The sequence below is a fragment of the Methylobacterium sp. XJLW genome (genome assembly GCF_003254375.1).
Classification (GTDB): domain Bacteria; phylum Pseudomonadota; class Alphaproteobacteria; order Rhizobiales; family Beijerinckiaceae; genus Methylobacterium; species Methylobacterium fujisawaense.
This window is the reverse complement of record NZ_CP016429.1, coordinates 5245186-5266285: the sequence shown is the minus strand read 5'-3', so window position 1 is coordinate 5266285 and position 21100 is coordinate 5245186. Positions and strand designations below refer to the sequence as shown.

General features: G+C 71.5%; 22 protein-coding genes and 1 pseudogene. 12 read left to right on the top strand and 11 right to left on the bottom strand.

The genetic code is table 11. From position 1 onward, the window contains the following. Nucleotides 1-10 precede the first annotated feature (10 nt). The 3 genes and pseudogenes from A3862_RS24330 to A3862_RS24320 form a co-directional block, all read right to left on the bottom strand. Complete coding sequence (locus A3862_RS24330; protein ID WP_043756557.1) at nt 11-1051, bottom strand: helix-turn-helix domain-containing protein; 1041 nt, start codon at nt 1049-1051, stop codon at nt 11-13. A 236-nt stretch (nt 1052-1287) separates the two neighbouring features. After that, nucleotides 1288-1467: a hypothetical protein gene (locus tag A3862_RS24325; RefSeq protein WP_043355788.1), complete on the bottom strand. Its 180-nt coding sequence runs from the start codon at nt 1465-1467 to the stop codon at nt 1288-1290. A gap of 158 nt (nt 1468-1625) precedes the next feature. Next, nucleotides 1626-2587, bottom strand: a pseudogene (locus A3862_RS24320) (catalase family protein); the annotation flags it as partial. Between the two features lie 171 nt (nt 2588-2758). On the opposite strand from A3862_RS24320, the gene A3862_RS31660 reads away from it, so the two are divergent. The 3 genes from A3862_RS31660 to A3862_RS24310 all read left to right on the top strand — a co-directional run bounded on the left by A3862_RS31660 (nt 2759) and on the right by A3862_RS24310 (nt 4054). Continuing rightward, on the top strand, nt 2759-2935 hold the full coding sequence (locus A3862_RS31660) for a hypothetical protein (RefSeq protein WP_159020300.1): 177 nt from the start codon (nt 2759-2761) through the stop codon (nt 2933-2935). A 196-nt stretch (nt 2936-3131) separates the two neighbouring features. Next, a complete protein-coding gene (locus A3862_RS24315; RefSeq protein ID WP_043382308.1) occupies nt 3132-3485 on the top strand; it encodes a hypothetical protein in 354 nt (117 codons plus the stop codon). 311 nt (nt 3486-3796) lie between these two features. Continuing rightward, nucleotides 3797-4054, top strand: a complete 258-nt coding sequence (locus A3862_RS24310) for a hypothetical protein (RefSeq protein WP_043756558.1) — start codon at nt 3797-3799, stop codon at nt 4052-4054. A 17-nt stretch (nt 4055-4071) separates the two neighbouring features. Here the strand turns inward: A3862_RS24310 and A3862_RS24305 are convergent, their stop codons facing one another. Then, complete coding sequence (locus tag A3862_RS24305; RefSeq protein ID WP_043355784.1) at nt 4072-4251, bottom strand: hypothetical protein; 180 nt, start codon at nt 4249-4251, stop codon at nt 4072-4074. A gap of 236 nt (nt 4252-4487) precedes the next feature. Continuing rightward, nucleotides 4488-4970 carry a DUF2721 domain-containing protein gene (locus A3862_RS24300; RefSeq protein ID WP_043355782.1) on the bottom strand — a complete coding sequence of 161 codons (483 nt, stop codon included), beginning with the start codon at nt 4968-4970 and terminating at the stop codon, nt 4488-4490. A 1045-nt stretch (nt 4971-6015) separates the two neighbouring features. On the opposite strand from A3862_RS24300, the gene A3862_RS24295 reads away from it, so the two are divergent. After that, on the top strand, nt 6016-6846 hold the full coding sequence (locus A3862_RS24295; protein ID WP_111474047.1) for an outer membrane protein: 831 nt from the start codon (nt 6016-6018) through the stop codon (nt 6844-6846). 244 nt (nt 6847-7090) lie between these two features. On the opposite strand, the gene A3862_RS24290 is transcribed toward A3862_RS24295, so the two are convergent. Next, entirely contained in the window at nt 7091-7651 is a 561-nt protein-coding gene (locus A3862_RS24290; RefSeq protein WP_043389277.1) for a hypothetical protein, read from the bottom strand. Between the two features lie 498 nt (nt 7652-8149). Here A3862_RS24290 and A3862_RS24285 point away from each other — a divergent pair, with 498 nt between their 5' ends. From A3862_RS24285 to A3862_RS24265, 5 genes are all read left to right on the top strand, one after another. Further along, nucleotides 8150-8416: a GCG_CRPN prefix-to-repeats domain-containing protein gene (locus tag A3862_RS24285; protein ID WP_043354130.1), complete on the top strand. Its 267-nt coding sequence runs from the start codon at nt 8150-8152 to the stop codon at nt 8414-8416. A gap of 340 nt (nt 8417-8756) precedes the next feature. Then, complete coding sequence (locus A3862_RS24280) at nt 8757-9299, top strand: sigma-70 family RNA polymerase sigma factor (protein ID WP_043389281.1); 543 nt, start codon at nt 8757-8759, stop codon at nt 9297-9299. Then, on the top strand, nt 9296-10066 hold the full coding sequence (locus A3862_RS24275) for an anti-sigma factor family protein (RefSeq protein WP_043354133.1): 771 nt from the start codon (nt 9296-9298) through the stop codon (nt 10064-10066). Before A3862_RS24280 ends, A3862_RS24275 begins: the two co-directional genes overlap by 4 nt. 70 nt (nt 10067-10136) lie before the next feature. Further along, entirely contained in the window at nt 10137-10829 is a 693-nt protein-coding gene (locus A3862_RS24270; RefSeq protein WP_043389287.1) for a helix-turn-helix transcriptional regulator, read from the top strand. 223 nt (nt 10830-11052) lie between these two features. Continuing rightward, complete coding sequence (locus tag A3862_RS24265) at nt 11053-11280, top strand: DUF1127 domain-containing protein (protein WP_043756561.1); 228 nt, start codon at nt 11053-11055, stop codon at nt 11278-11280. A 25-nt stretch (nt 11281-11305) separates the two neighbouring features. On the opposite strand, the gene A3862_RS24260 is transcribed toward A3862_RS24265, so the two are convergent. Next, nucleotides 11306-12325, bottom strand: a complete 1020-nt coding sequence (locus A3862_RS24260; RefSeq protein WP_043354137.1) for a zinc-dependent alcohol dehydrogenase family protein — start codon at nt 12323-12325, stop codon at nt 11306-11308. 271 nt (nt 12326-12596) lie between these two features. On the opposite strand from A3862_RS24260, the gene serA reads away from it, so the two are divergent. Then, nucleotides 12597-13820, top strand: coding sequence for a phosphoglycerate dehydrogenase (gene serA, locus A3862_RS24255; protein ID WP_081948924.1), 1224 nt, complete (start codon nt 12597-12599; stop codon nt 13818-13820). 226 nt (nt 13821-14046) lie between these two features. Here serA and A3862_RS24250 read toward each other — a convergent pair whose 3' ends face one another. From A3862_RS24250 to A3862_RS24235, 4 genes are all read right to left on the bottom strand, one after another. Next, a complete protein-coding gene (locus A3862_RS24250; protein WP_053609769.1) occupies nt 14047-16011 on the bottom strand; it encodes a family 2A encapsulin nanocompartment cargo protein cysteine desulfurase in 1965 nt (654 codons plus the stop codon). Next, entirely contained in the window at nt 15998-17431 is a 1434-nt protein-coding gene (locus tag A3862_RS32445) for a family 2B encapsulin nanocompartment shell protein (protein WP_043389294.1), read from the bottom strand. Before A3862_RS32445 ends, A3862_RS24250 begins: the two co-directional genes overlap by 14 nt. Nucleotides 17432-17864: 433 nt before the next feature. Then, a complete protein-coding gene (gene cysE, locus A3862_RS24240) occupies nt 17865-18737 on the bottom strand; it encodes a serine O-acetyltransferase (RefSeq protein WP_043354143.1) in 873 nt (290 codons plus the stop codon). Between the two features lie 13 nt (nt 18738-18750). Next, nucleotides 18751-18957 carry a hypothetical protein gene (locus tag A3862_RS24235; RefSeq protein WP_043354144.1) on the bottom strand — a complete coding sequence of 69 codons (207 nt, stop codon included), beginning with the start codon at nt 18955-18957 and terminating at the stop codon, nt 18751-18753. A 535-nt stretch (nt 18958-19492) separates the two neighbouring features. Here A3862_RS24235 and A3862_RS24230 point away from each other — a divergent pair. Together A3862_RS24230 and A3862_RS24225 are read left to right on the top strand one after the other, a co-directional pair. After that, nucleotides 19493-19771: a hypothetical protein gene (locus tag A3862_RS24230; RefSeq protein WP_043389298.1), complete on the top strand. Its 279-nt coding sequence runs from the start codon at nt 19493-19495 to the stop codon at nt 19769-19771. Nucleotides 19772-19826: 55 nt separating this feature from the next. Continuing rightward, a complete protein-coding gene (locus A3862_RS24225) occupies nt 19827-21050 on the top strand; it encodes a hypothetical protein (protein WP_053609770.1) in 1224 nt (407 codons plus the stop codon). Nucleotides 21051-21100: the final 50 nt, after the last annotated feature.

Here is a 21100-nt window from a genome sequence, read left to right as displayed (position 1 = left end):
CCGAATCCGCTCAGGCCGCCAGCTTGAGAACCCAATCGTAGAAGTCGGTCCAGGTCTCCGACGGGGCCGCCGGCTCTGTGCCCGACGATTTCCCGGGTTCGATCGCGACCTGCGCGCGGACATCCCGAGGGGCGCAGCCGAACTCTGCGCGGAAGGCCTGGGTAAAATGTGCGGGGCTCTCGAACCGCCAGCGATACGCCACATCGGAGATGCGGGCGAAGCGCCCGTCGCCGGCGGCGAGGTCCCGATAGGCGCGGGCGAGCCGGCGCTGCCGGATATAGCCGGACACGCCCCCGAGGGGGACGAACAGCCGGTACAGGGCGCTGCGCGAGACGCCGAACCGCTGCCCGATCGCCTCGGCGGTCAGGTCCGTGGACGCAAGCTCGGCCTCGATGAAGCGCCGGATGGCGACGAGCAGGGGGGCCCGCTCGAGTGGCTGGACGCCCCCATCCTCCTGCGTCAGGCCCAAGGCCGCCACACCGAGAAGCGCCGCCGTGGCCTCAGCTGCCGCAGCGGCCTCCGGCTCCGAGAACCCGGTCGCGTGCGTGCTGAGGGAGCGCAGGTGGTCGGTGAGCATCCGGCCGAACGGCGTCGCACCCCGGATCACCGCCCCGTGCAGGGTGTCGAGCGCGCTTTGCCGGACGCCGAAGAGCGGCCGCGGCAGGACGACCGTGATCGCCTCGTAATCCGTGGAGGCGGCGGAGAGGGGCCGCGACAGGTCGAACAGGCAGATGTCCCCCGGCGCGCAGTCCTGCTCCCTGCCGCTGACCGCCACCCTCGATTGTCCGGAGACACGCATGTGGGCGACGATGTGATCGACGCCCATCCGGGCCACCAGGCCACGCTCGCGCACGAACCGGAGCCCGGAGGCGCGGGCGCTGCAGACGATCGCGGTGCCGAGGTGCCGAACCCGCGACTGACCGCGGAAATCGGACAGATCTTCCTTGCGGATCGTGAAGTCCCAGAACGGCGCGACGGCGTCGCGCCAGTCGTCGGCTTGACGATGACCGGGGCTCTCACCCGTGAGCAGCAGGATCGGTTTTGGTCGCATCGCCCGTGTTGTGGTCCGGACCGCGCACATGGCATCGGCCCCGCCGCCAGTATGGCGATTCCTGCTGCTTAGAAAAGTGGCACTCCGTTCCAAACACCGGACTCTGCGCTCCGGGCTCGTCCTGTCCTGCGGGATCCGGTGCCGGATGCGGAACGTCCCGCAGGCCGGTCGGCCGCGGGACGGGACGGGACACGGTTGTGAGGATCGCGGACTGCGATCCTGATGGTCGAGCCCCGTTACCGTCCGCTCGGGGCTGCGCCGCTGCCGGTGGCACCGTTGCCGGTGCTGTTGTCGCCCGCAGGGGCGCCGGGGGACGAGGTGTTGCCGTTGGGCGTGCTCTGCGCGGCGGCTATCCCGGCGCTGCCGGCGACGAGGGCGAGAGCGAGCAGGGCGGATTGAACGGTTCGGCTGGTCATGGCTCTCCTGGATCCCGATCGGATTCTCGACGTGCCGGCCCATGCCGGCTTGCCTTCGAGAACCGCCCCCGGCCCGCCCTGTTCCCGCCCGGACGGGAGCGGCGCGAATCGGCCGCGGACCTCGGGCATGCCCGTGCAAGCATCCAGACCCGGAATGCGGCCGCGCTGCCCGGCTCGTGGATCGGGCAGCCGTTGTGCTCGGCCCGGAAGCCGGCCGAGCGGGGATAGACCACCCGGCGCGCGCATGAGGGCGCCGAGCGGACGATGGGCGGCGAGGCCGTGCCAAGGACTGAGGACGAGGCCGTCATCGCGAGCCCGCGCCTTCGCGTCGCTCCAGGCCTCCTGACGCGGCACGGTGATGCGCGCCACAGGGCGATAGGGGCTCTCGGCCTCGGGCCAGGGGACCGAAGCGTCCTCGACCGGCATCGTCTCGCGATTGGTGAGGAGTTGAGCCCGGATTTCCCAGACGCCCGCCTGCGCGGCGAAGAAGGCCGCGACCGCCTCGCGCAGGCCGTTCGGCTTGCCGTTGACGTTCAGGGCGGCGCCCGTGAGCGCGGTCAGTTCGGGCGAGACCGGCGCCACCGCGACCTTCGCGACGTAATCGCCCCAGCGCAGGGGCGCCTGGCTGTAGAAGGTCTCGCCCAGGATGTGGGTTTCGGGATGACCGCCGAGGGCGATGACTGTCGGGCTCTTCGTGCCGAGTCCCTCAAGCACCGCCTCGACGCCGCGCAGCAGGGCCGAGAAGCCCTTCTTGAACACCTGCGGGGTGTCGGTGGCGCTCGCCGGCAACGCCGAGATTCCTGATGGCGAGGCCCCGGGGTGTCGACACGCTGTCGTCGAGGATGTCGCCGGGATTGGTCGAGAAGCGCAAAACCACATCGTGGCGCCCCGGCGCCGCGAAGGCGCCCTGGGCGAACGCGGGGGACAGTCCGGGCAGCACCTCCAGGGAGCCGACCAGCAGGCCGTGCGCCTTGGCATGAACCCCGCGCACCGCGTGGCCGTCATCCTTCAGGGTGGTGCCCTGGATCTTGGCGAATTGCTCGACCATGCCCGCATGGACCGCCGCCTCATCGGGCTGCGGAGCCTCCAGGTCGGGCGTGTAGCGAATGAAGTCGGTCATGGGCCTCGGGGAAGACTCGGGGGCGCCGGGCAGCGGATCCGAGCCGCAAACCGTTCGGATGCAGGCCGTTCCGGGCATTTAGGGCGGCGGGAGCTGCGGGCCGCGCCGTTTCCGCCGGGAACACCCGGCAGCCCCCCGAGCTTGTCCGAAGGTCGAGACTTGGGGCGTGGCGTGAAGGTGTTCCGGATCATGCAGGCGGCGACGGGGGCGATCCTCTGGATCGGCTCCGCGCTCGATCCCCTTGCAGCCCTCGACGCGATGGCGCGCGCAGCCGGCTTCCGCGACAGCACCCGGATCCCGAGCCACCTGCGGGCCGGAGGCCTCCATGTCGAAGAGGTGGAGGTCTGAATCCGCGCCGCGCCGAGCAACGGGCCGGGCGGCTGGACGTGCGGCGCCGATATCCCATCCCGGGCTGGCGGATCGAGATGCGCTCGCCGGAACCGACCACAGCGACCGCTGTGTGCATCGGGGAGAACAGGGGGGTTGCCGACAAGTGTAGCGATGCCGTTCACGCGTCTTCAGGGAACGCCACGGAGGGTACGGCATGAACTCCGCCGATCCGACACCGCGCCTGCTCGCGGCCGGGGCGTCCCTCACCGGGACCGGCATCCTGATGTGCCGGACCGAGCCGTCCTGGGACGGGATCCTCATCGGCCTGCTTTGCCTCGGGCTCTGGGCCCTCGGAACCCTCGCGACACGTCCGGGGCCCGTGACGCGGCCCACACGGACGATGCGGCCGGTCCTGCTTGAGGCGGTCGTCGTCGAGCGCCCCCGACCGCCGCCCCTGTTGCTGCCCGCGCCCCGGACGTCGGCCGACGACCGGGCCGGATCGAGCCCATCCCGCCTGCCGGACAGGCCGACGCACCGCCCACGCGTCATCGGGCGCCGGCGCGGCTAGGGCCCCATGGCCGGCCCGGGATGCCGCTGACCCGGCAGGCGAGCAGGGGCGAGAACCGCGCTTCGAGAGCCTTGAGACGTGTCACCGGGGTGCCCCGGCGACGGCCGGGGCGGCCGCGAAGACCGCGGCGGGGAGCCCCGCCCGCGCCGAAGGAATCTGGTAAGGAGGTGAGCCAGTCATCGATCCCAGGCCGGCCGGATGTCCTGCGGCGTCCTCGCCATCCGGACCGACAAACGGCCGCCGTCCGGAATCCTGCGTCGCCGCGCCGGCTCTGGCGGCGCGCCGCCCTCATGACCGGCCAGGAGATCGCCATGGCCCCGATCGAGACCCCGGTGCCCTACCGGCTGCAATGCATCGTCCACCGGGAGAGTGCCGGCGGCATCATTATCCACGACGAGCAGATTCCCGGCGCCACCGACGAAGCGGCGGTCGCCACCGCGAAGGCACGCTTCACGCAGCTGCTCTCCGGCCGGTCGGGCTCGGCGGCTCTGAGGGACCCCGCAGGCCGGGTCGTCTGGTCTGCCCGGCAGACGCCGCCGCCCGGCACGGTGGAATCCGGCATCCCGTAGGTTACCTCCCGGCGAGGTCAGGGGGTGTGGCGCGCCTCGAGATCGATCACCGGGCCGCCCAGATCGAAGAACTCATCCTCGTACGGGAGCAGGTCCTGCGGTTCCTCAGCCTCCCGCCCCCCGAACGGCAGGAGCGCGGACAGGACTCCGAGGCAGAGCGCTCCGGCAACGAGGGCAATCATAATCGCGAAGCTCATCACGGAACACTCAGGCGAAGCCGACGGCGGCATCAGGCCGTCGGAAGATTAAGGCCCGGTTCCCGCACGCCGCAATCGTTCATGGCCGTCCGCGCGACCACGGATCGACCGTTCTGCACTCTGAACGGCGCCCCGCACGCCCCGAAGCGCCACGGGGGCACCGCTGGCGCACCGTTGCGGGGCGCATTCGAGGATTGGACCGGCCCCGGCGCGGCCCGGGTGATTCGGATGCGGAATCACCGTGGCGTCGTGACCGCATCCTGACGGTGCTCGACCTCGTCGCGCACACCGCGGCCGGCCATGAGGATCTCGGTCATGAACGCCGCGATCGCCGCCACCGTGCAGATCAGCGCCGCGCCGAAGCAGGCGAACAGGACGGAGGCGGTCGCCGCGTCGCGCAGGGCCCCGACGAACAGGGTCAGCACCGCCAGGCCGATCAGCCCGCCTCCGAGCGAGGCCAGGACCACCGCCACGTCCAGCACGAAGGAGCGCCGCCGCAGGAAGGTCAGACGGCGGGTGAGGCGGACAGCCTCGGCGGCCGTGGCCCGGGCGGTCTCCGCCGAGAGGCTGTCGACCTTGTCGGAGATCCGGCCGAGTCGGGTCGAGAACACGTTGAGCAGCGTCGCCAGGGCCGACAGCAGGAAGGCGGGCGCGAGCGCCACCTGGATGATGTGCGCGACGCTGTCAGGCTCGGTCGCATTGAGGGAGAAGCCGAACATCGACGCGCTACGCTCGCGGACATGTCATGTCCCGGCGCGGCCGGGCATCGGTGCGGATGGAGGCGCGGGTGCGCACGGGTCCCGGGCGGAGCAGCCTACCATAGGAGCCCCTCCGCCTGCAGCCCGGCCACCAGCAGGAACAGCGCCGAGAGGAACGCGACCGCGATGTAGGGGGCCGGCGTGTCCGTCACCGAAGCCTCCCGGCGGGCGTGGGGCACAGATGCCCGATCCCGATACGGGCCGGGAGGACCGGCATCGAAGGCAGCGCGACGGGTCCCATGCGCGTCTCCTGAACTCTCCACCGATGACGAGGCCGGGCAGATAGGGCCTGATATGCGCCGGGAAAGCCGCGGCCGTTCGGCCGTGCGGCGGCCGCAGGTTCTTCCCCACAGGCCGGGCGGAGCGGGTCCGCACCGGGAGCCGGCACCGGGTCTTGCGCGAGATCTGCGGCGTCCCGGGAGATCGATCGGTCCAGGAGATCGATCGGTCCATGGGGCCGCGGCCGGACTCACGGTCGTCCGCCCGAGATCCGGATCCGGCCGGGCCCCCTATTCGCGCGGGCGCATCCGCCGTCGGACGCCGGAAGATCAGGGCCGGGCCGGCGCGAACCCGACGGGCAACGATCCGATACGCTCCCGGACCGGAGCAGATCTCCTGCCTCGCGCAAGCGGGCAATCCGGGGGACCGATCTGGGCTGTTCGTAAATTAATGTTAACCGCTCTTCGGGTCGCAGACGGACTTGCGGGCCGCCTGCCGGTAGGCTCTAGTGAATGTCGAAGCTTCCTGGTTGGTCCTGGGAACGTTTACGAACGAACTTCAGCCCCGTCCGCACCGCGCGGCGGGGCTTTTTGTTCTCGGAAACACTCCGATACACATGGTCGAGAGCGCTTCGACCAATCCCGATCGGGATGTGCCCCAGCACACTTGGCTGTCTTGGCGGGAGGGCCCGTATCCGGGCTGTTGCGGCGACGCACTATCGCCCTGGCACGCCCTGTCGTTCTGTCCGCCCCGCACACATCCCGCACAACGGGAGACAGAGGACCAGATGATCAAGAAGCTTCTTCTCGCGAGCGCCGCCACGGCCCTCCTGACCGGCGCCGCCTCGGCCGCCGACCTGCCGCGCCGCGCCGCCCCGCCGCCGGTCTTCACCCCCGTCCCGGTCTTCACCTGGACCGGCGCCTATTTCGGTATCAACGCCGGCTACGCCTTCGACGCCAGCAGCAACAACACCAACAGCTTCGCCGTGCCCTTCCCGTACGGCAACGGCACCACCGCCTTCTTCAACCAGCGCAACCAGGAAGGCTTCTCCGGCGGTGGCCAGGTTGGCTACAACTTCCAGTTCACCCCCGGCTCCGGCATCGTCGTCGGTATCGAGGCGGACGCCCAGTACCTCGACTTCGGTCGCAACCGGAACAACGCCTTCGTCGTCGGCCCGCTGGCTCCCGGCTACTACGTCACCGACCCGCGCGGCCTCTCCAGCCTCGACTTCTTCGGCACCGTCCGCGGCCGCATCGGTTACGCCTTCGATCGCGTGCTGTTCTACGGCACCGGCGGCTTCGCCTACGGCTCGGGCAGCGCCGACCGCTCCTTCGGCGGCTACGCCGGCAATGACAGCTTCCGCACCGGCTACGCCGTCGGCGGCGGCATCGAGTATGCCCTGCCCACCGACTCCTTCCTGAACTTCTTCCGCTCCTCGGCCGTGACGCTCAAGGTCGAAGGCCTGTACGTCAACCTCGACCGCAACACCCGCAACCAGGGCGCGTTCGTCATCAACGCCGCCAACAACTTCCCGGTGGCGTACAACACCATTGGCCGCCGCGATGACGAGTTCGCCGTCGTCCGCGCCGGCCTGAACTACAAGTTCGGCTCGTACTGAGATCCTCGCGCGATCGCGCCCCCCGCGCCGCGGGGGGCTGCGTCCCGGCCACCGGGACAGCGCGAGGCCCTCTGAGCAGGCCGTATCCTTTCTCGACCTGAGCATCCCCAGCCCGATCAAACTGGCCGCTTGAGCCGAGGAGCGTCCCGGGAGTCATTCCCGGGACGTCTTGCCCGGGACGTCTTGCCCGGGACGTCTTGCCCGGGACGTCTTGCGTCCTGGCGATGGCCCTCCGCGTCACGCCTCAGGCGTGGACCGCGTGTTCCAGTTGCGCCTTCGACATCCGCGACCGGCCAGGCACGTTCTGAGCGCGGGCCTTGCGCATGAGCTCGGCCTTGGTCGGCTCCGACCGGCTGGAGCCCTTGCCGGACGTCTTGCCCTGTCCGGCAGACCTGCCGTCCTTCCTGCCGTCCTTGCGCGCCGCGGCAGCCTTCTCGGCGGCGGCCTCCGGCTGCTTCGAGAACTGCTTGCCCTTGCGGGTATCGGCCCGCTTCTTGGCCGTGCTGGCGGCATATTCCTTGTCCGTCAGACTCTCGCGGGCCTTCTTGGGCAGGTATCGTTCACCGGTCTTGCCGCTCTCTTCGCCCGATTTCGTGCCCCATTCCTCGTCGGTCCATTGCCGGAGATGGTTGTCGGCCGTCTTCTTGCCGGCATAGCCACCGCCTTCCTTCTTGTATTCGGCGGTCGCCATCTGCGCCTTGCGCGCCGACCACTGCCCAGGCTTGCCACCCTTGTCCGATTTCGTGACTTGCGTCTTGACCTTCTCCCACAGCTTGGGGTCGGTCTTCTTCGCTGTACCCGACATCGTCGCGCCTCGTGAAAAAGATTTGGCAGACAACACGAGCCCTGCGGCTCTGTTCCTGCGGCGCGTTCACTCCCCGCGCCCCGCCCGGTACGGTCCCGCGCCCCGGCGCCCCGCGATGCCATCCCCGGGGAGGGGACGCGTCTCGGAGCGGAGCGGGATCGGCCCGACGGCGGCCAGGATTGAGCGCCTTTCAAGGCGCGGGAACGGGGGCCGGAAGACGCAGCAGCCCGATCCGGCGCAAGCCCCTGCGCGCGCCCCTGCGCGAGCCGAAGGGCGTCATCGTCGGCGGCCGAGGCCCCCCATCCGCAGCGCCTCAGGAGCCGTCGATCACGCCGGTTCGGACCGGAAGTCTGCTCTCGGCAGTCGCCGCCGGAGGGTTCCGGAATGTTTGTTTCTGGACGGTTATGGCGGAGGTCAGCCCACATTCAGGCGAGACGACCATTCTATCGTGGCCTTGTGTCGGTCCCGACCGGCACAAATCGAACAGAAGGTCAGATCATGATGCACGTGAAGATGTTCGCGGCGACCGCGGCCGTCATCGGCGGCCTCGGCCTCGTCTCCGCCAGCGCGGCGCCCCTGGCACCCGCCGGAGCCGCCGCGATCACCGGCCCCGCGTCTGTCAGCACCGTCGCCTTCGGCTGTGGACCCGGCTGGGCGCCCGGCCCGTACGGGCGCTGCCGGCCGATCTACCGTCGTCCGCGCTTCTACGGCCCCCGCTGCTTCTTCCGCCCGACTCCCTGGGGCCCGCGGCGGGTCTGCCGCTAATGATCCGACGGCTCGGGATCGATCGCGGCACCGAACCGTGACGCGAGCCGCGAGCTGATCCAGGGGCAGGCGCCGTCTCCGAGGAGGCGGCCCTGCCCCTTCCCGTTGGAAGGGACGCGAACGCCCGGGATCGCGCATCCGGCCCGTGCCGCCAGGCAGGTCGGGGCCCGGCCGCAGAGCCGCGCGCCGTCGGACCGAAAGTCCCGGCGCGGGGCGGGAATAAATCCCGCCGCCCACCGGTTCCTGATCGTGTGGCACAACGCTGCGGTCTGGAGCACGAGGGTCGGGACCCCATGGCTTCGCAGGCTCTCGACGGGGCGGGCCCGGCCCGGCCGCCGACATGACGACCCTGGCGCGGGCGCGCTTCAGCCAGTTCGTCCTGCCGCGCCTCGACGAGGGTTACCGGCTCGCGCACTGGCTCACCGGAAATGCCACCGACGCCGAGGACGTGATGCAGGAGGCGTGTCTGCGCGCGTACCGGGCGATCGAGGGGTTCGCCGAAGGCAATGCCCGCGCCTGGTTCCTGACGATCGTCCGCAACACCGGCTATTCCTGGCTGCAGCGGCACCGGCCGCGGGCGGTGGTCTTCGCCGACGACCTCGCCCCCGAAGCCCGCGCCGAACTGGAGACCGGAGGCGCCCTGGCCGAGGCCCCGGAGACGCCCGAGTCGACCCTCATCGCCCGCGACGAGGCGGGGCAGCTCGCCCGGGCGGTCGGGTCCCTGCCGGTGGCCTTCCGGGAGGCGCTGATCCTGCGCGAGTACCACGGCCTCAGCTATCGGGAGATCGCCGCGGTGACCGGCGTCCCGATCGGAACCGTGATGTCGCGCCTCGGCCGCGCGCGGCAGCATCTGCTTGTACGGCTCGCGAAGGACGGGCGATGACCGACGACGAGACCCTTCAGCTCCTCAGCGCCTACGCGGACGGCGAACTGTCCCCTGGCGAAGTCCTGGCCATGGAGCGCCGTCTCGCCGCGGACCCCGCGGCGCGGGCGATGGCAGAGCGCCTCCGCGACCTCTCGCGCGCCCTGCGCGGCCCTCTGGCGGGACCGTCGGCCCCGGAGACCCTGCGGGCGGGCGTGATCGAGCAGATCGGCTTCTCCGATCCGCCCCCATCCCGCACCCGGCTCGGCTCCTGGCAGGTGCTGGCCGCGACGCTGCTCCTCGGTCTCGCCGGCGGCGCCGCGCTCGGCGCCGGGGCCGTCTATCTCGACCGCCCCGGCGGCGCCCCCGATACGGGCGCGTCCGTGCTCGCCGGCCACCTCCGCGGCCTCGCGGCGCCCCAGCCCTTCGACGTCGCCTCCTCGGACCGGCACGTGGTGAAACCCTGGTTCAACGGACGGACCACCATCGCGCCCGAGGCTCCGGACCTGTCGGACCGGGGCTTCCCGTTGATCGGCGGCCGGGTCGACATCGTCGCCGGCACCCCCGTGCCGACCCTGGTCTATCGCCGCGACCGGCACGTGATCAGCGTCACGGTGGTCTCCGCCGCCGACGGGGCTGCGGACGGCGAGGGACGGCGGGACGGGTCCACGATCGAGCGCTGGCACCTCGGCGACCTCACCTACTGGGCGGTGTCGGACCTCAACCCGCGCGACCTGCGCGCCTTCGCCGACCTGTTCCGGTCTCGGGCCGGCGGGCGCCCGAGCTGAAACGGGAATAATCGGCATTTCCGACGGGTTGTTACTGATATCGGGGAGTCGATGCGGCGAGGAACCTGGCGTGATCAGTCAATCGCACATGAACATCCGCAGAACCGGGGGCATGCCGGAGGCCGGCCCGGTGCACGCGCGGCGGTCCCAGTCCGGCGGCGCCCCCACCGTCCCGGACGCGTTCGTGGTGGAGGCCGCACTCCACCTCCTGGCGGAGCATCTCGAACAGGGGCTGGCCGTGACCGACCGGAGCGGTCGGCCCTATTTCCTGAACCGGGCTGCGCAATCCCTCATCGACCGGGGCCTTCTGCGGCTCGAGCACGGCGGCCTGCGCGGCGCGGGGCCGGAGGACAGCGCGACGCTCCGCCGCGTCATCGACCGCTGCGCCGCCGGCCAGCGCGGCGCCGCGGTGCGCCTGGACGGCCCCGACGGGACACTCCTGGTCGCCGCCTGCGCGATCCCCGGGGCCTTCCGCCCGATCGCCGAGGGCGCGGTTCTCCTGCGCCTCATCGACCCCGCGGCGCCACGCCTGCCGGATCCCGGCGTTCTGCAGGACCAGTTCGGTTTTACCCCCGCGGAGGCGGCCCTGGCCATCGACATCCTGGCGGGGAACGACCTCGCGGCGAGCGCGACGCGCCGCCAGATCACCCGGAACACGGCACGCGTGCACCTGCGTCACCTCTTCGAGAAGACGGGGACGCGCCGCCAGGCCGAGTTGATGCGCCTGCTCCTGCTCTGCCCGCAGCCGATCGCGGGTGTGTAGAGCCGTCCTCGGTTTCCCGTGCGGGACGGAGGGGCGTCGTCTGGACCGGCAGAGCCTGCCCTGTCAGGCGGCAGGCCGCAACAGGCTCGCCCCCGGCAAACAAGTCTACTTCGACAACACGCAGTAACCTGAACAGATGATGCGAGAAAGAGACGATTCATCGACACTGATCCGGCCGAAATTGGATAAAGAACCGATTTTTTGGCACAACGGAGACCAGATCATGATCCTCTCGTTCGTTAAATACATTCGAAAAAACCGCATCACCGCGCGAAACATGCGCATCTTATCGGCCCTCGACGACGATATGTTGAGCGATATCGGGCTCGACCGGCGCACGCTCCGCGCCTTCTGCGAGAACGGCTGTTCGCACATGCTGGCCCGGCCGGGCCAGCCGGAGGCATCCCGGACGGTCGCGCTGCCCAGGACGCTCGGGATCGCCGTCCGCTGAACCGGCCAGACCCCTTCAGTCCCGCTCAGATCGCGATGCAGATCTTGCCGAAGTGGCGGTTGCTTTCCTGGTGGCGGAACGCCGCCACGAGCTCGTCGAGGGGGTAGCGGCTGTCGACCACCGGCCGCAGGCCGCAGGCTTCGATGCCGCGGACCATCTCGATCTGGTGGCGGCGGCTGCCGACCAGCACGCCCTGCAGGCGGATCTGCTTCAGGAGCGCCGGCACCAGGGGCAATTCCCCGGCCACGCCCGACAGGATGCCGATCACCGAGATGTGGCCGGCGACGCGGACGGCGGCCATGGACTGCTCCAGCGTCGCCGGACCGCCGACGTCGACGACGTGGTCGACGCCGCGCCCATCGGTCAGCCGCCGGGCGGTCTCGCCCCAGGCCGGGTCGGCGCGGTAGTTGATGACGTGGTCGGCGCCGAGCCCGCGCAGGCGCTCCAGCTTGTCGTCGCTGGACGAGGTGGCGATCACCGTGGCCCCCGCCGCCTTGGCGAATTGCAGGGCGAACAGCGACACGCCGCCGGTCCCCTGCACCAGCACGACGTCGCCGCTCTTCAGGCCGGCATCGGCGTGGAGCGCGCGCCATGCGGTGAGCGCCGCGGTGGTCAGGGTCGCCGCCTCGGCGTGGTCCCAGCCCTTCGGCGCGTGGGTGAAGGCGCTGGCCGGCGCGGTGACCCGCTCCCGGGCATAGCCGTCGACCCCGTCGCCCGGCACGGTGGCGAAGCCCTCGACCCGCGGCGTGCCCTCGGTCCAGGTCGGGAAGAACGTGCTGACCACCCGGTCGCCGACCGCGAAGTCGTTCGGGCCGGGTCCCACGGCCTCGACCTCGCCGGCGCCGTCCGACATCGGGACGCGCGGCTCGCTCGGCCCCCACATCCCGCTGACCACGGCATAGTCGTGATAGTTGAGGGAACTCGCCCGCAGGCGGACGGTGATCGCGCCGGGCCCCGGCTCGGGCACCGGCCGCTCCCCGAAGGTCACCTTGTCGAAGCCGCCGCCCGGCTGGACGATGACGGCCCGGGCTGTCGATCCGGTCATGATGCACCTGTCGCTCCGCGGCCGCGGCCGCCGGGAGGTGGACACTGGCAGGCCTCACGCCCGGCGTCGAGACGACGGACGGGGACCGTCCGCCGCGGGGGCCGGGGCGGACGGCCCGCAAAGGGCGCTCCGGTCCGGGACCGGCGCGCCCAGGAGCCGCGCGCAGGAGCCGGGCGCAGGAGCCGGGCGCATGCCCCTCCCGACCTTGCCGCTCCGCGACGCCAGCGGCAAGGTCGCGGATCGCATCCCGTCCGTGGAAGGAGCACAGACCGTGTCGACCGAGCGCGTCGTTCTGACCGAAAGCATAGCGCCGACGGCGTCCAGGATCTTCACGCAGGCCGGGATCGGCGACATCCGCCAGCTGCCTCGTGCCGTCAGCCCCGATGATACCCGGGATCTGGCCGACGTCACCGTCCTCGGCATCCGCTCCCGCACGCACGTCACCGCCGCGCTGCTCGACGCCCTGCCCGATCTCACCGCCATCGGCTGCTTCAGCGTCGGGACCAATCAGGTCGACCTCGAGACGGCGCGCGCCCGGGGCGTGCCCGTCTTCAACGCGCCGTTCTCGAACACGCGCAGCGTCGCCGAACTCACGATCGGCGAGATCGTGATGCTGCTCCGGCGCATCCTGCCGCGCTCGATCGCCGCCCATGCCGGCGGCTGGGACAAGTCGGCCTCCGGCGCCTTCGAGGTGCGCGGCAAGACGCTGGGGATCGTCGGCTACGGAAACATCGGCGCGCAGCTCTCGAACCTCGCGGAGGCGATGGGCATGCGCGTGATCTTCTACGATCTGACCGACAAGCTGCGTCACGGGAACACCGAGCCGGCCGAGAGCTTCGACGCGCTGCTCGCCGCCAGCGACGTGGTCAGCCTGCACGTCCCGGAGACGCCGCTGACCCACGGGCTCATGGGCGCGGAGCGCATCCGCGCGATGAAGCCCGGCGCCTACCTCATCAACAACAGCCGGGGCACGGTCGTGGACCTAGACGCCCTGGCGGCGGCCCTGCGCGACGGCCATCTCGCCGGAGCCGCGATCGACGTCTTCCCGGTCGAGCCCACCTCCAACGCGGAGCGCTTCGTCTCGCCCCTGCAGGGGCTGCCGAACGTCATCCTCACCCCGCATATCGGCGGCTCGACGGAGGAGGCGCAGGACCGCATCGGCGCGGAGGTGGCCCGCAAGCTGGTCGACTACGCCCAGACCGGCTCGACGCTCGGCGCGGTGAATTTCCCGCAGGTTCAGCTGCCGCCGCGCCGGTCCGGCGCCCGCTTCCTCCACGTCCACCGGAACGTGCCCGGCGTGCTCGGGCAGATCAACGCGGTCTTCTCGGGCCGGTCGCTCAACATCGACGCGCAGTACCTGCAGACGGACGGCGAGTACGGCTACGTCGTGGTGGACGCGTCGGTGGGGCCTGGCGAGGCGGACGCGGTACTCGGCGCGCTACGGGCCATCGACGGTACGGTGCGGACGCGGCACCTCCGGCCGGCGGTGGCGTGAGGCTGACGCCGACGGCTGCCCCACCTCGTCGCCCCGTGCGGGCGACGAGGTCCACACCGCTGCGCGTGCGCCTCCCACAGAGCTCGGGCTCGCCCGAGATCTGTTCCTGGCAAGCCCGCACGGGCGAGGGGACCCGCGCCCCGTCCTGAGACCCATGGGCAAGACCCGAGATCGCGTCGCCGCCCTGCAGAGGACGAGCGCGGCACGGATCCGATCGCCCCCGGGGTCAGTGCCGCGGCAGGGTGTGCAGCGCCGTCAGGAAGGCGTCGACCTCCGCGCGGGTGTTGTAGAAGGCCAGCGATGCCCGCACCGACTGGTCGACCCCGAACCGGCGGAGCGCCGGCAGGGCGCAGTGATGGCCCGAACGGACCGCGATGCCGCGGGCATCGAGGTGGTGGGCGACCGCCTCGTTCTCCTGGCCTTCGATCACGAAGGACATCACGCTCGCCTTCTCCCGGGCCGTGCCGATCAGACGCAGGCCCTTCACGTCGGCAAGACCGGCCTGCGCATAGTCCAGCAGGTCGTGCTCGTAGGCGGCGATCGCCGGCAGGCCGATCCGCGCGAGGTAGTCGAGGGCCGCCCCGAGCCCCACCGCCCCGGCAATGTCGGGCGTGCCGGCCTCGAATTTTTCCGGCGCGCCCTTGTACACCGTCTTCGCGAAGGTGACGTCCTCGATCATGTGGCCGCCGCCCTGCCAGGGGGGCATCGCCGCGAGCAGGTGCGCCTTGCCGTAGAGCGCGCCGATGCCCGTCGGCCCGAACACCTTGTGGCCGGAGAAGACCAGGAAGTCGGCGTCCAGCGCCTGCACGTCGAGCGGCATGTGCGGCGCGGATTGCGCCGCATCGACCAGCACCGGCACCCCGTAGGCATGGGCGAGCTGGATGATCTCCCGCACCGGGTTCACGGTGCCGAGCGCGTTGGCCACCTGCGTCACCGAGACGATCTTGGTGCGGCCCGACAGCAAGGCCGCGTATTGCTCGAAGATGATCTCGCCCCGGTCGTTGACCGGGATCACCCGGAGCGTCGCCCCGGTCTGCTGGGCCAGCATCTGCCAGGGCACGATATTGGCGTGGTGCTCGATGGTCGAGACGATGATCTCGTCGCCCGGGCCGATCTGCGCCCGGCCGTAGGAATGCGCGACGAGGTTGATCGCCTCCGTGGTGCCGCGCAGGAAGACGATGTCGTCCTTGGAGGGCGCGTTGAGGAAGCGGCGCACCGCCTCGCGCCCGCCCTCGAACAGGTCGGTGGCGCGCGCCGCCAGGGTGTGGGCGGCGCGGTGGATGTTGGAATTGTGCCGGGCGTAGAACGCGTTCGTCGCGTCGATCACGGCTTTCGGCTTGTGGGTCGTCGCGGCGTTGTCGAGCCACACCAGCGGATGGCCGTTGACGCTCTGGTGCAGGGCCGGGAAGTCCCGGCGGATAGACGCCACGTCGAAGGGCGCCGCGACCGGGCTCGACCCGTGCGAGAGCGCCCGCGGCGCGGGGCCCGGCGCGCGGCTCGGCTCGACGCGCGGCGTCGCGGGAGCCGTCCGGGCCGGGCGGGGGCCGAGGGTCAGGAAGTAATAGTCCGACAGGTTGTCGGCGGCCGGTTCGGGCGCCCGCGAGAGGCGGCCGGTCCTGCGAAAGCTCTCCTGCGCCTCGTCCACGCCCGCCTGCGACGGGTCGGCCGGGACGAGGTGCGGGGCGAGCGCATGCGCGAAGGCCTGGGCGCGGGGGTGATCCGCCGCGACCTGCCGGTGCAGTTCAGGGCCGCCCGGAAACGAGATGTCCGGCAGTGCCGGAAGCGGGCTCACCGGGTGGACCGGCGGGATCGTGGCGGTCCCGGCGAAGGCCGGGCCGGCGGGGGCGAGATTCGGCAGGCCCGGGCCGGTGAGGCCCGGGACGCCGGCCGGCGACGCGCCGAAGGCGCGGGCCCCGAGGGCGGACAGGTCGGGCTGGATCCCCGCGGGCAGCCCGGCGGCCGGTGCCGAGGGCACGCCCACGGCACCGCTCGGCAGCGGAGCGCCGCCGAACCCCTGAGGCACGCTGTCGAGCGCCTGCGGGCCCGCGGGGAGGGTGGGGGCGAAGGGCTGGCTCGCCGCCTGCCCCTGACCGTAGATCTCGCGGGCGAGGCGCCCGACGAGATCCGCGTGCGCGAGGTCGCCCGGGCTCGCTCCGGGCACCGCGAGGGCCGTCGCCTCAGGCGTAGTCATGGTAGTTGCCCAGGAGCACGTTATCGAGGCGGGCGATCGCATCCTCGACCAGCACGGCGGCCGAGAAGTAGCGGGTCACGAGGTGCGAGGCGATCGAATGGTCGTTGGTGCCCATGTAGCGCACCGACAGGCCGGGCTCGATCTCGCCGGTCACCCCGGATTTCTGCAGGCCGACCACGCCCTGCTCGCCCTCGCCGACCCGCAGAAGCAGGATCGAGGTGGTCTGCGCGCCGGTCACCGGGTCGATGTCGATGGGCAGCTTGTCGCTCGGCACCAGCGGCACGCCGCGCCACGTGATGAACGGCGCGCCGAACAGGTGGACGACGACCGGCGGCACGCCCCGGCGGGTCGCCTCCCGGCCGAAGGCCGCGATGGCGCGGGGATGGGCCACGAAATAGGCGGGCTTCTTCCAGACCAGCGTCAGCAGCTCGTCGAGATCATCCGGGGTGGGCGGGCCGCCGCGGGTCGGGATGCGCTGGCGCGGACCGACCTCGTGGAGCAGGCCGAACTGCGAATTGTTCAGGAGTTCCCACTCCTCGCGCTCCTTCACGGCATCGACCGTGAGACGGATCTGCTCGCGGAGCTGGTCGATCTCGTTGGAGTAGAGGTCGGTCACCCGTGTATGGGTGTTGAGGATCGTCTGGATGGTCGAGAGGTGATACTCGCGCGGATCGACCTCGTAATCCACGAAGGTCGTGGGCAGGCGCGGCTCGCCGGTATGGACAGCCAGCAGCTCGATGCCCTGCTCGCCGTAGGAGTTGGTGTGGCCCGTGAGGCGGTCGCGCTCCTCGCGGTACTGGGCGATCCTGGCGCGGATCTCCTCGCTCTCCACCGCGGCGGCGTCCAGCGTCAGGAGGGTCACCGCCGACAGGGCCTTCACGGCCGGGGCGGGCGCACGCTCGCCGGCCAAGCCGGCATCGCCGAAATAGTCGCCCTTCGTGGCCAGGCCCTGCCGCAGGCGGCCCTTGTAGGGGCCCGACAGGGTCAGCTCGACGGTGCCGTCGGCGACCACCGTGAGGCTGCGGCCGGAGGCGCCCTCCTCGTGGATCACATCGCCGGCCTTGTGCCGGCTCTCGGTGAACTGAGCCGCCAGGGCCGCGAGCTCCGCATCGCCCAGCCGGCTGAACAACGGCACGGCCCGCAGGGAGGCGGGGCGGATCACCCGGCGCTTGCCGTCTCCCTTGCCGTCTCCCTCTCCCTTGCCGTCTCCCTTCTCCTCGGCGGCGAGATCGATCCGGCCGGGGCGCGCCAGCACGACGGCGCGGCGGTTGACGCGGTAGACCCCGCCCGCCACGTCAACGAAGGGCAGAAGCCGGAGCAGCCAGCGCGGCGTATTGGCCGCGTTCTGGACCGAGGTGACGGTCGCCGTCGCGAGATTGCGTGCCGCCGTGGCGCTCACGCTCAGACCCGGTCCGCTCATCGTTCGTCCTCACTCCATTCAGGGTTGCAGGCGCGCCGCATCCATCCGCAAGCAGCGGTTCGTCCCGCAGCGTATGCGGGGTCGGCGCGAGACGTCTTGATCAGGACTTGATGATGATCACGGGCCGGCAGACCGCCTGATCGTCAGTCGAATGATGTATTTTCCAGCGCTCGGACAATCCTTGTCCGCCGCTTATCCGGACTCAGTTCTTGTTCGGCCCGACAGGATCTGGATAAGGTCCGAATCGCCCAAGGGTCAACGGAATTATTTCCCTATTTTAGGCCGCTTCATAGGAATTGCACCTTTGGCATACCCGACGCAAAGGACATAGCGATCGTGCGATCGCCGGATCGAAGAATTTAGTTTCATCCCATCGGGGCGCGCGGCGCAGGCCGGGCGACTTTGTTTCACGGGAAGGATTTTCCGGCGCGCCTCAGATGCCGTCCCCGTAACCGAAGGACTGGTCCATGCTGAGCGCCGGCTCCTCGCCGACGGGCAGGCGCGAGACGACCCGGGCCGGCACGCCCGCCACGGTCGTGTGGGGCGGCACGTCCTGCAGCACCACCGCGGCGGCCGCCACCTTGGCGCCCGCGCCGACCCGGATATTGCCCAAAACCTTGGCCCCGACGCTCAGCAGCACCCCGCGCTCGATCTTGGGATGCCGGTCGCCGCTCTCCTTGCCGTTGCCGCCGAGCGTCACAGACTGGAGGATCGAGACGTCGTCGGCGATCACCGCCGTCTCGCCGATCACCACCCCGGTGGCGTGGTCGATGAACACCCCCGAGCCGATCCGGGCCGCCGGGTGGATGTCGCAGCCGAACACCTCCGAGATCCGGCTCTGGACGTGCAGCGCCAGGGTCGCCCGGCCCTGGTGCCAGAGCCAGTGGCCGACCCGGTAGGCCTCCAGCGCCGCCAGCCCCTTGTAGAACAGGAACGGATCGAGGAAGCGGCGGCAGGTCGGGTCGCGCTCGCGGATCGCCACGAGGTCGCGCACCGCGTGGGCGCCCGCCTGCGGATCCGCCTCGAAGGCCGAGAGACACAGGTCGCGCATCGACAGCCGGGCAAGGTCGCCGTCCCCGAGCCGGTGCGCGAGGCGGTAGGCGAAGGCCTGGGCCAGGGAGCGCTGGTCGAGGATCGTGGCCTGGATGATGCCGGCATAGAGCGGCTCCTCGATCAGGGCCGCCTCGGCCTCGGCGCGCAGGCCCGCCCAGACCTCGGCCTCAGCCGTGCCGCGGCTCGTGACGCGCAGCGGCGGCTGGACCACGGCCATCGTGGCCCCCGCGGGGGGCAGGGCGGCGTGATGCATCGGGCGCCGCCGGTCACCGCACGGGGCGGAACAGGTCGGGCAGATAACGTTTCAGGGTGTCGTGCCCCTGGAACTTCACGTCCACGGTGGCCGGGGCATTGCCCGGGGGGTGGATGCCCACCACACGGCCCCGGGCATGCCGCCAGATCCCCAGAATCTCCGCGAGGTCGATCCGCGCGAACACGACCTCGTCGCCCTGCATCATCCGCCCTGGGGTCATGGTGTCGGCTCTCCTTGAACGGCCGGTCGCGGCGGCCTGATTCGGCGGCCAACGGCGCCGGAACCGGGCCGGCGGCGTTGGCGGGAAGTCTTTTCCGGGCACCCCGGTCCGGCGGAGAAGGTTTCGACCGTGCGCGGGCGAAACGGGAGCATCATCTTCGCTAAGCCCTTGTTATATATTGATATTTACGCATCGCCCCTGCCTTGGCAAGCCCCGCGCGCCCGGCCTCGGGCCGGAACGGGCGTCCTCGATCGCGGCCACGATGCCGGCCCGCCCGGGCCGGACCTGAGCTTCTGCTCCAGGATGCGCCTTCGACGAACGACCTGCGCTGCAAGTCCTCGTCAATTTGGCAGCACATTCTCGGCCCCGGCCTCTAGATTGACGGTGTCGGCGCGCAGTCGACGCAGAGCCGAATGGAGGTTTGCCGTGATCGTGAGCAAGAAACGGATCGCCGGGACGACTGCGCCGTGTCTGCCGTGTTGCCGCATCCAGGACGAGGAGAGCGCACGACATCAGACACGAAAGGCGAACACCGATGCTGACCTATGACACGAGCCGGAGCACCCAGCCCGACCTGAGCGCCGAAGCGGCCGTTTCCCTCGGCCGAATCCTGACCCGGAGCGTCCGCTCCCATCCCTCCCATGAACGCGCCGCCCTCGCGAGCGCCCTCGACGACGGCCTGATGCCCGACGAGGTCGACCGGATCCTCGCCGGCCGCCGGGTGGCCGAGGCCTTCCCGATCCGCCGGGGCGAGAGCCCGGAAGCCTACGCGTCACGGGCCGTGTCCGAGATGTTCGTCGCCTACCTCCAGTAGGCGCGCCGCGTCCGGCCACGCCGGCCTCCCCGAACACGAACGATGGACACCTGTCATGTCGGTCTTCCCCCCCGGGTGGAGGCGCCGGACGGGGACGGCTGCCTGCGCCCTCGCCCTGGCGCTGGGAGCCGCCGGCCCGGCCGCCGCGCACCCGCCGAAGGGCCGCGGCGCGGCCTCCGCGGCGTCTGCCGCCGATGGGCCGGCCGTCCCGGCCCGGCTCACGGTCGGGCCGGGCGGCCGGGACCTGCGACTCGCCGGCGATCTCACCGAGGGTGTGGCCGCACGGGTCGCGGCCCTCCTCGCCGCGCACCCGCAGATCGCGCGCCTCCATCTCACCAGCGACGGCGGCCTGGTGGAGGAGGGGGCGGCGATCGGGGCGCTCGTGGCGGCGCGGGGGCTCGCCACCTACGTCCCCGACGCCTGCGCCTCAGCCTGCACGCTGATCTTCGTCCGCGGCCGGACGCGCTACCTCGCGACCGGCGGCCGGCTCGGCTTCCACGCCCCCTACGAGATCGGGGCGCAGGGCCGGATGCGCCCGGTGAATTCCGCGCCGGAACGGGCGGCCTACCGGGCCGCCGGCCTGCCGGCGGCCTTCGTGGCGCGGGCCCTGGCGGTGCCTCCGGCCGGGATCTGGATCCCGGCCGCGGCCGAGCTGCGCGCGGCCGGCATCGTCACCGAGGTCGTCGGCCCGGACCGCTTCCCCGATTCGACCCTGGACGCGGATCCGAGCGCGGCCGGGGCCCGGGCCGCGATCCTGCGAACCCTGCCGATCCTGCAGCAGGCCGACGCGGCGGGGCTCGACCCGATCACCCGGTGGTACAGGGACGGCTACGCCGCCGGCCGACCCGAGGCGGAGGCCGCGGCAGGCCTGAGGCGGATGGCCGCCAGCTACCTGCAGCGGCGCTTCCGGGCGGCCGATGACGGGGTCGTCCGGGCCCTGGGCCACCGGATCCTGGCGATGATGCGAAGTGCCGGATCGCAGGATACGGCCGCCTGCGGCATCCTCGCGGCCGGCGACCTCGTGGCGCTCGATGCGCGGCTGCGGGCCGAGCGGCCGGCGTCGCGCGGGCTCGCACCGCTCCTCGCCCGGACGCAGGCGGGGCGGCCGGACGATGCGGAGGCGGCAGCCCCGGACGCCGCCCGGTCGGCGGATTGCGCCGCCCGGATCGCCGGCACGCGGCACGCCCTCGGCCTGCCGCCCCACGCGGCGGCCGCCGCGCTGCGGGCGCTGTTCCTAGCCGCGCCGCAGCAGATCCTGGCGAACGGCGCCGGGCCGTAGCGGCCCGCCCCCTCTCGACACGCCGCGCAGGCGCCTATCTTCGCATCCGC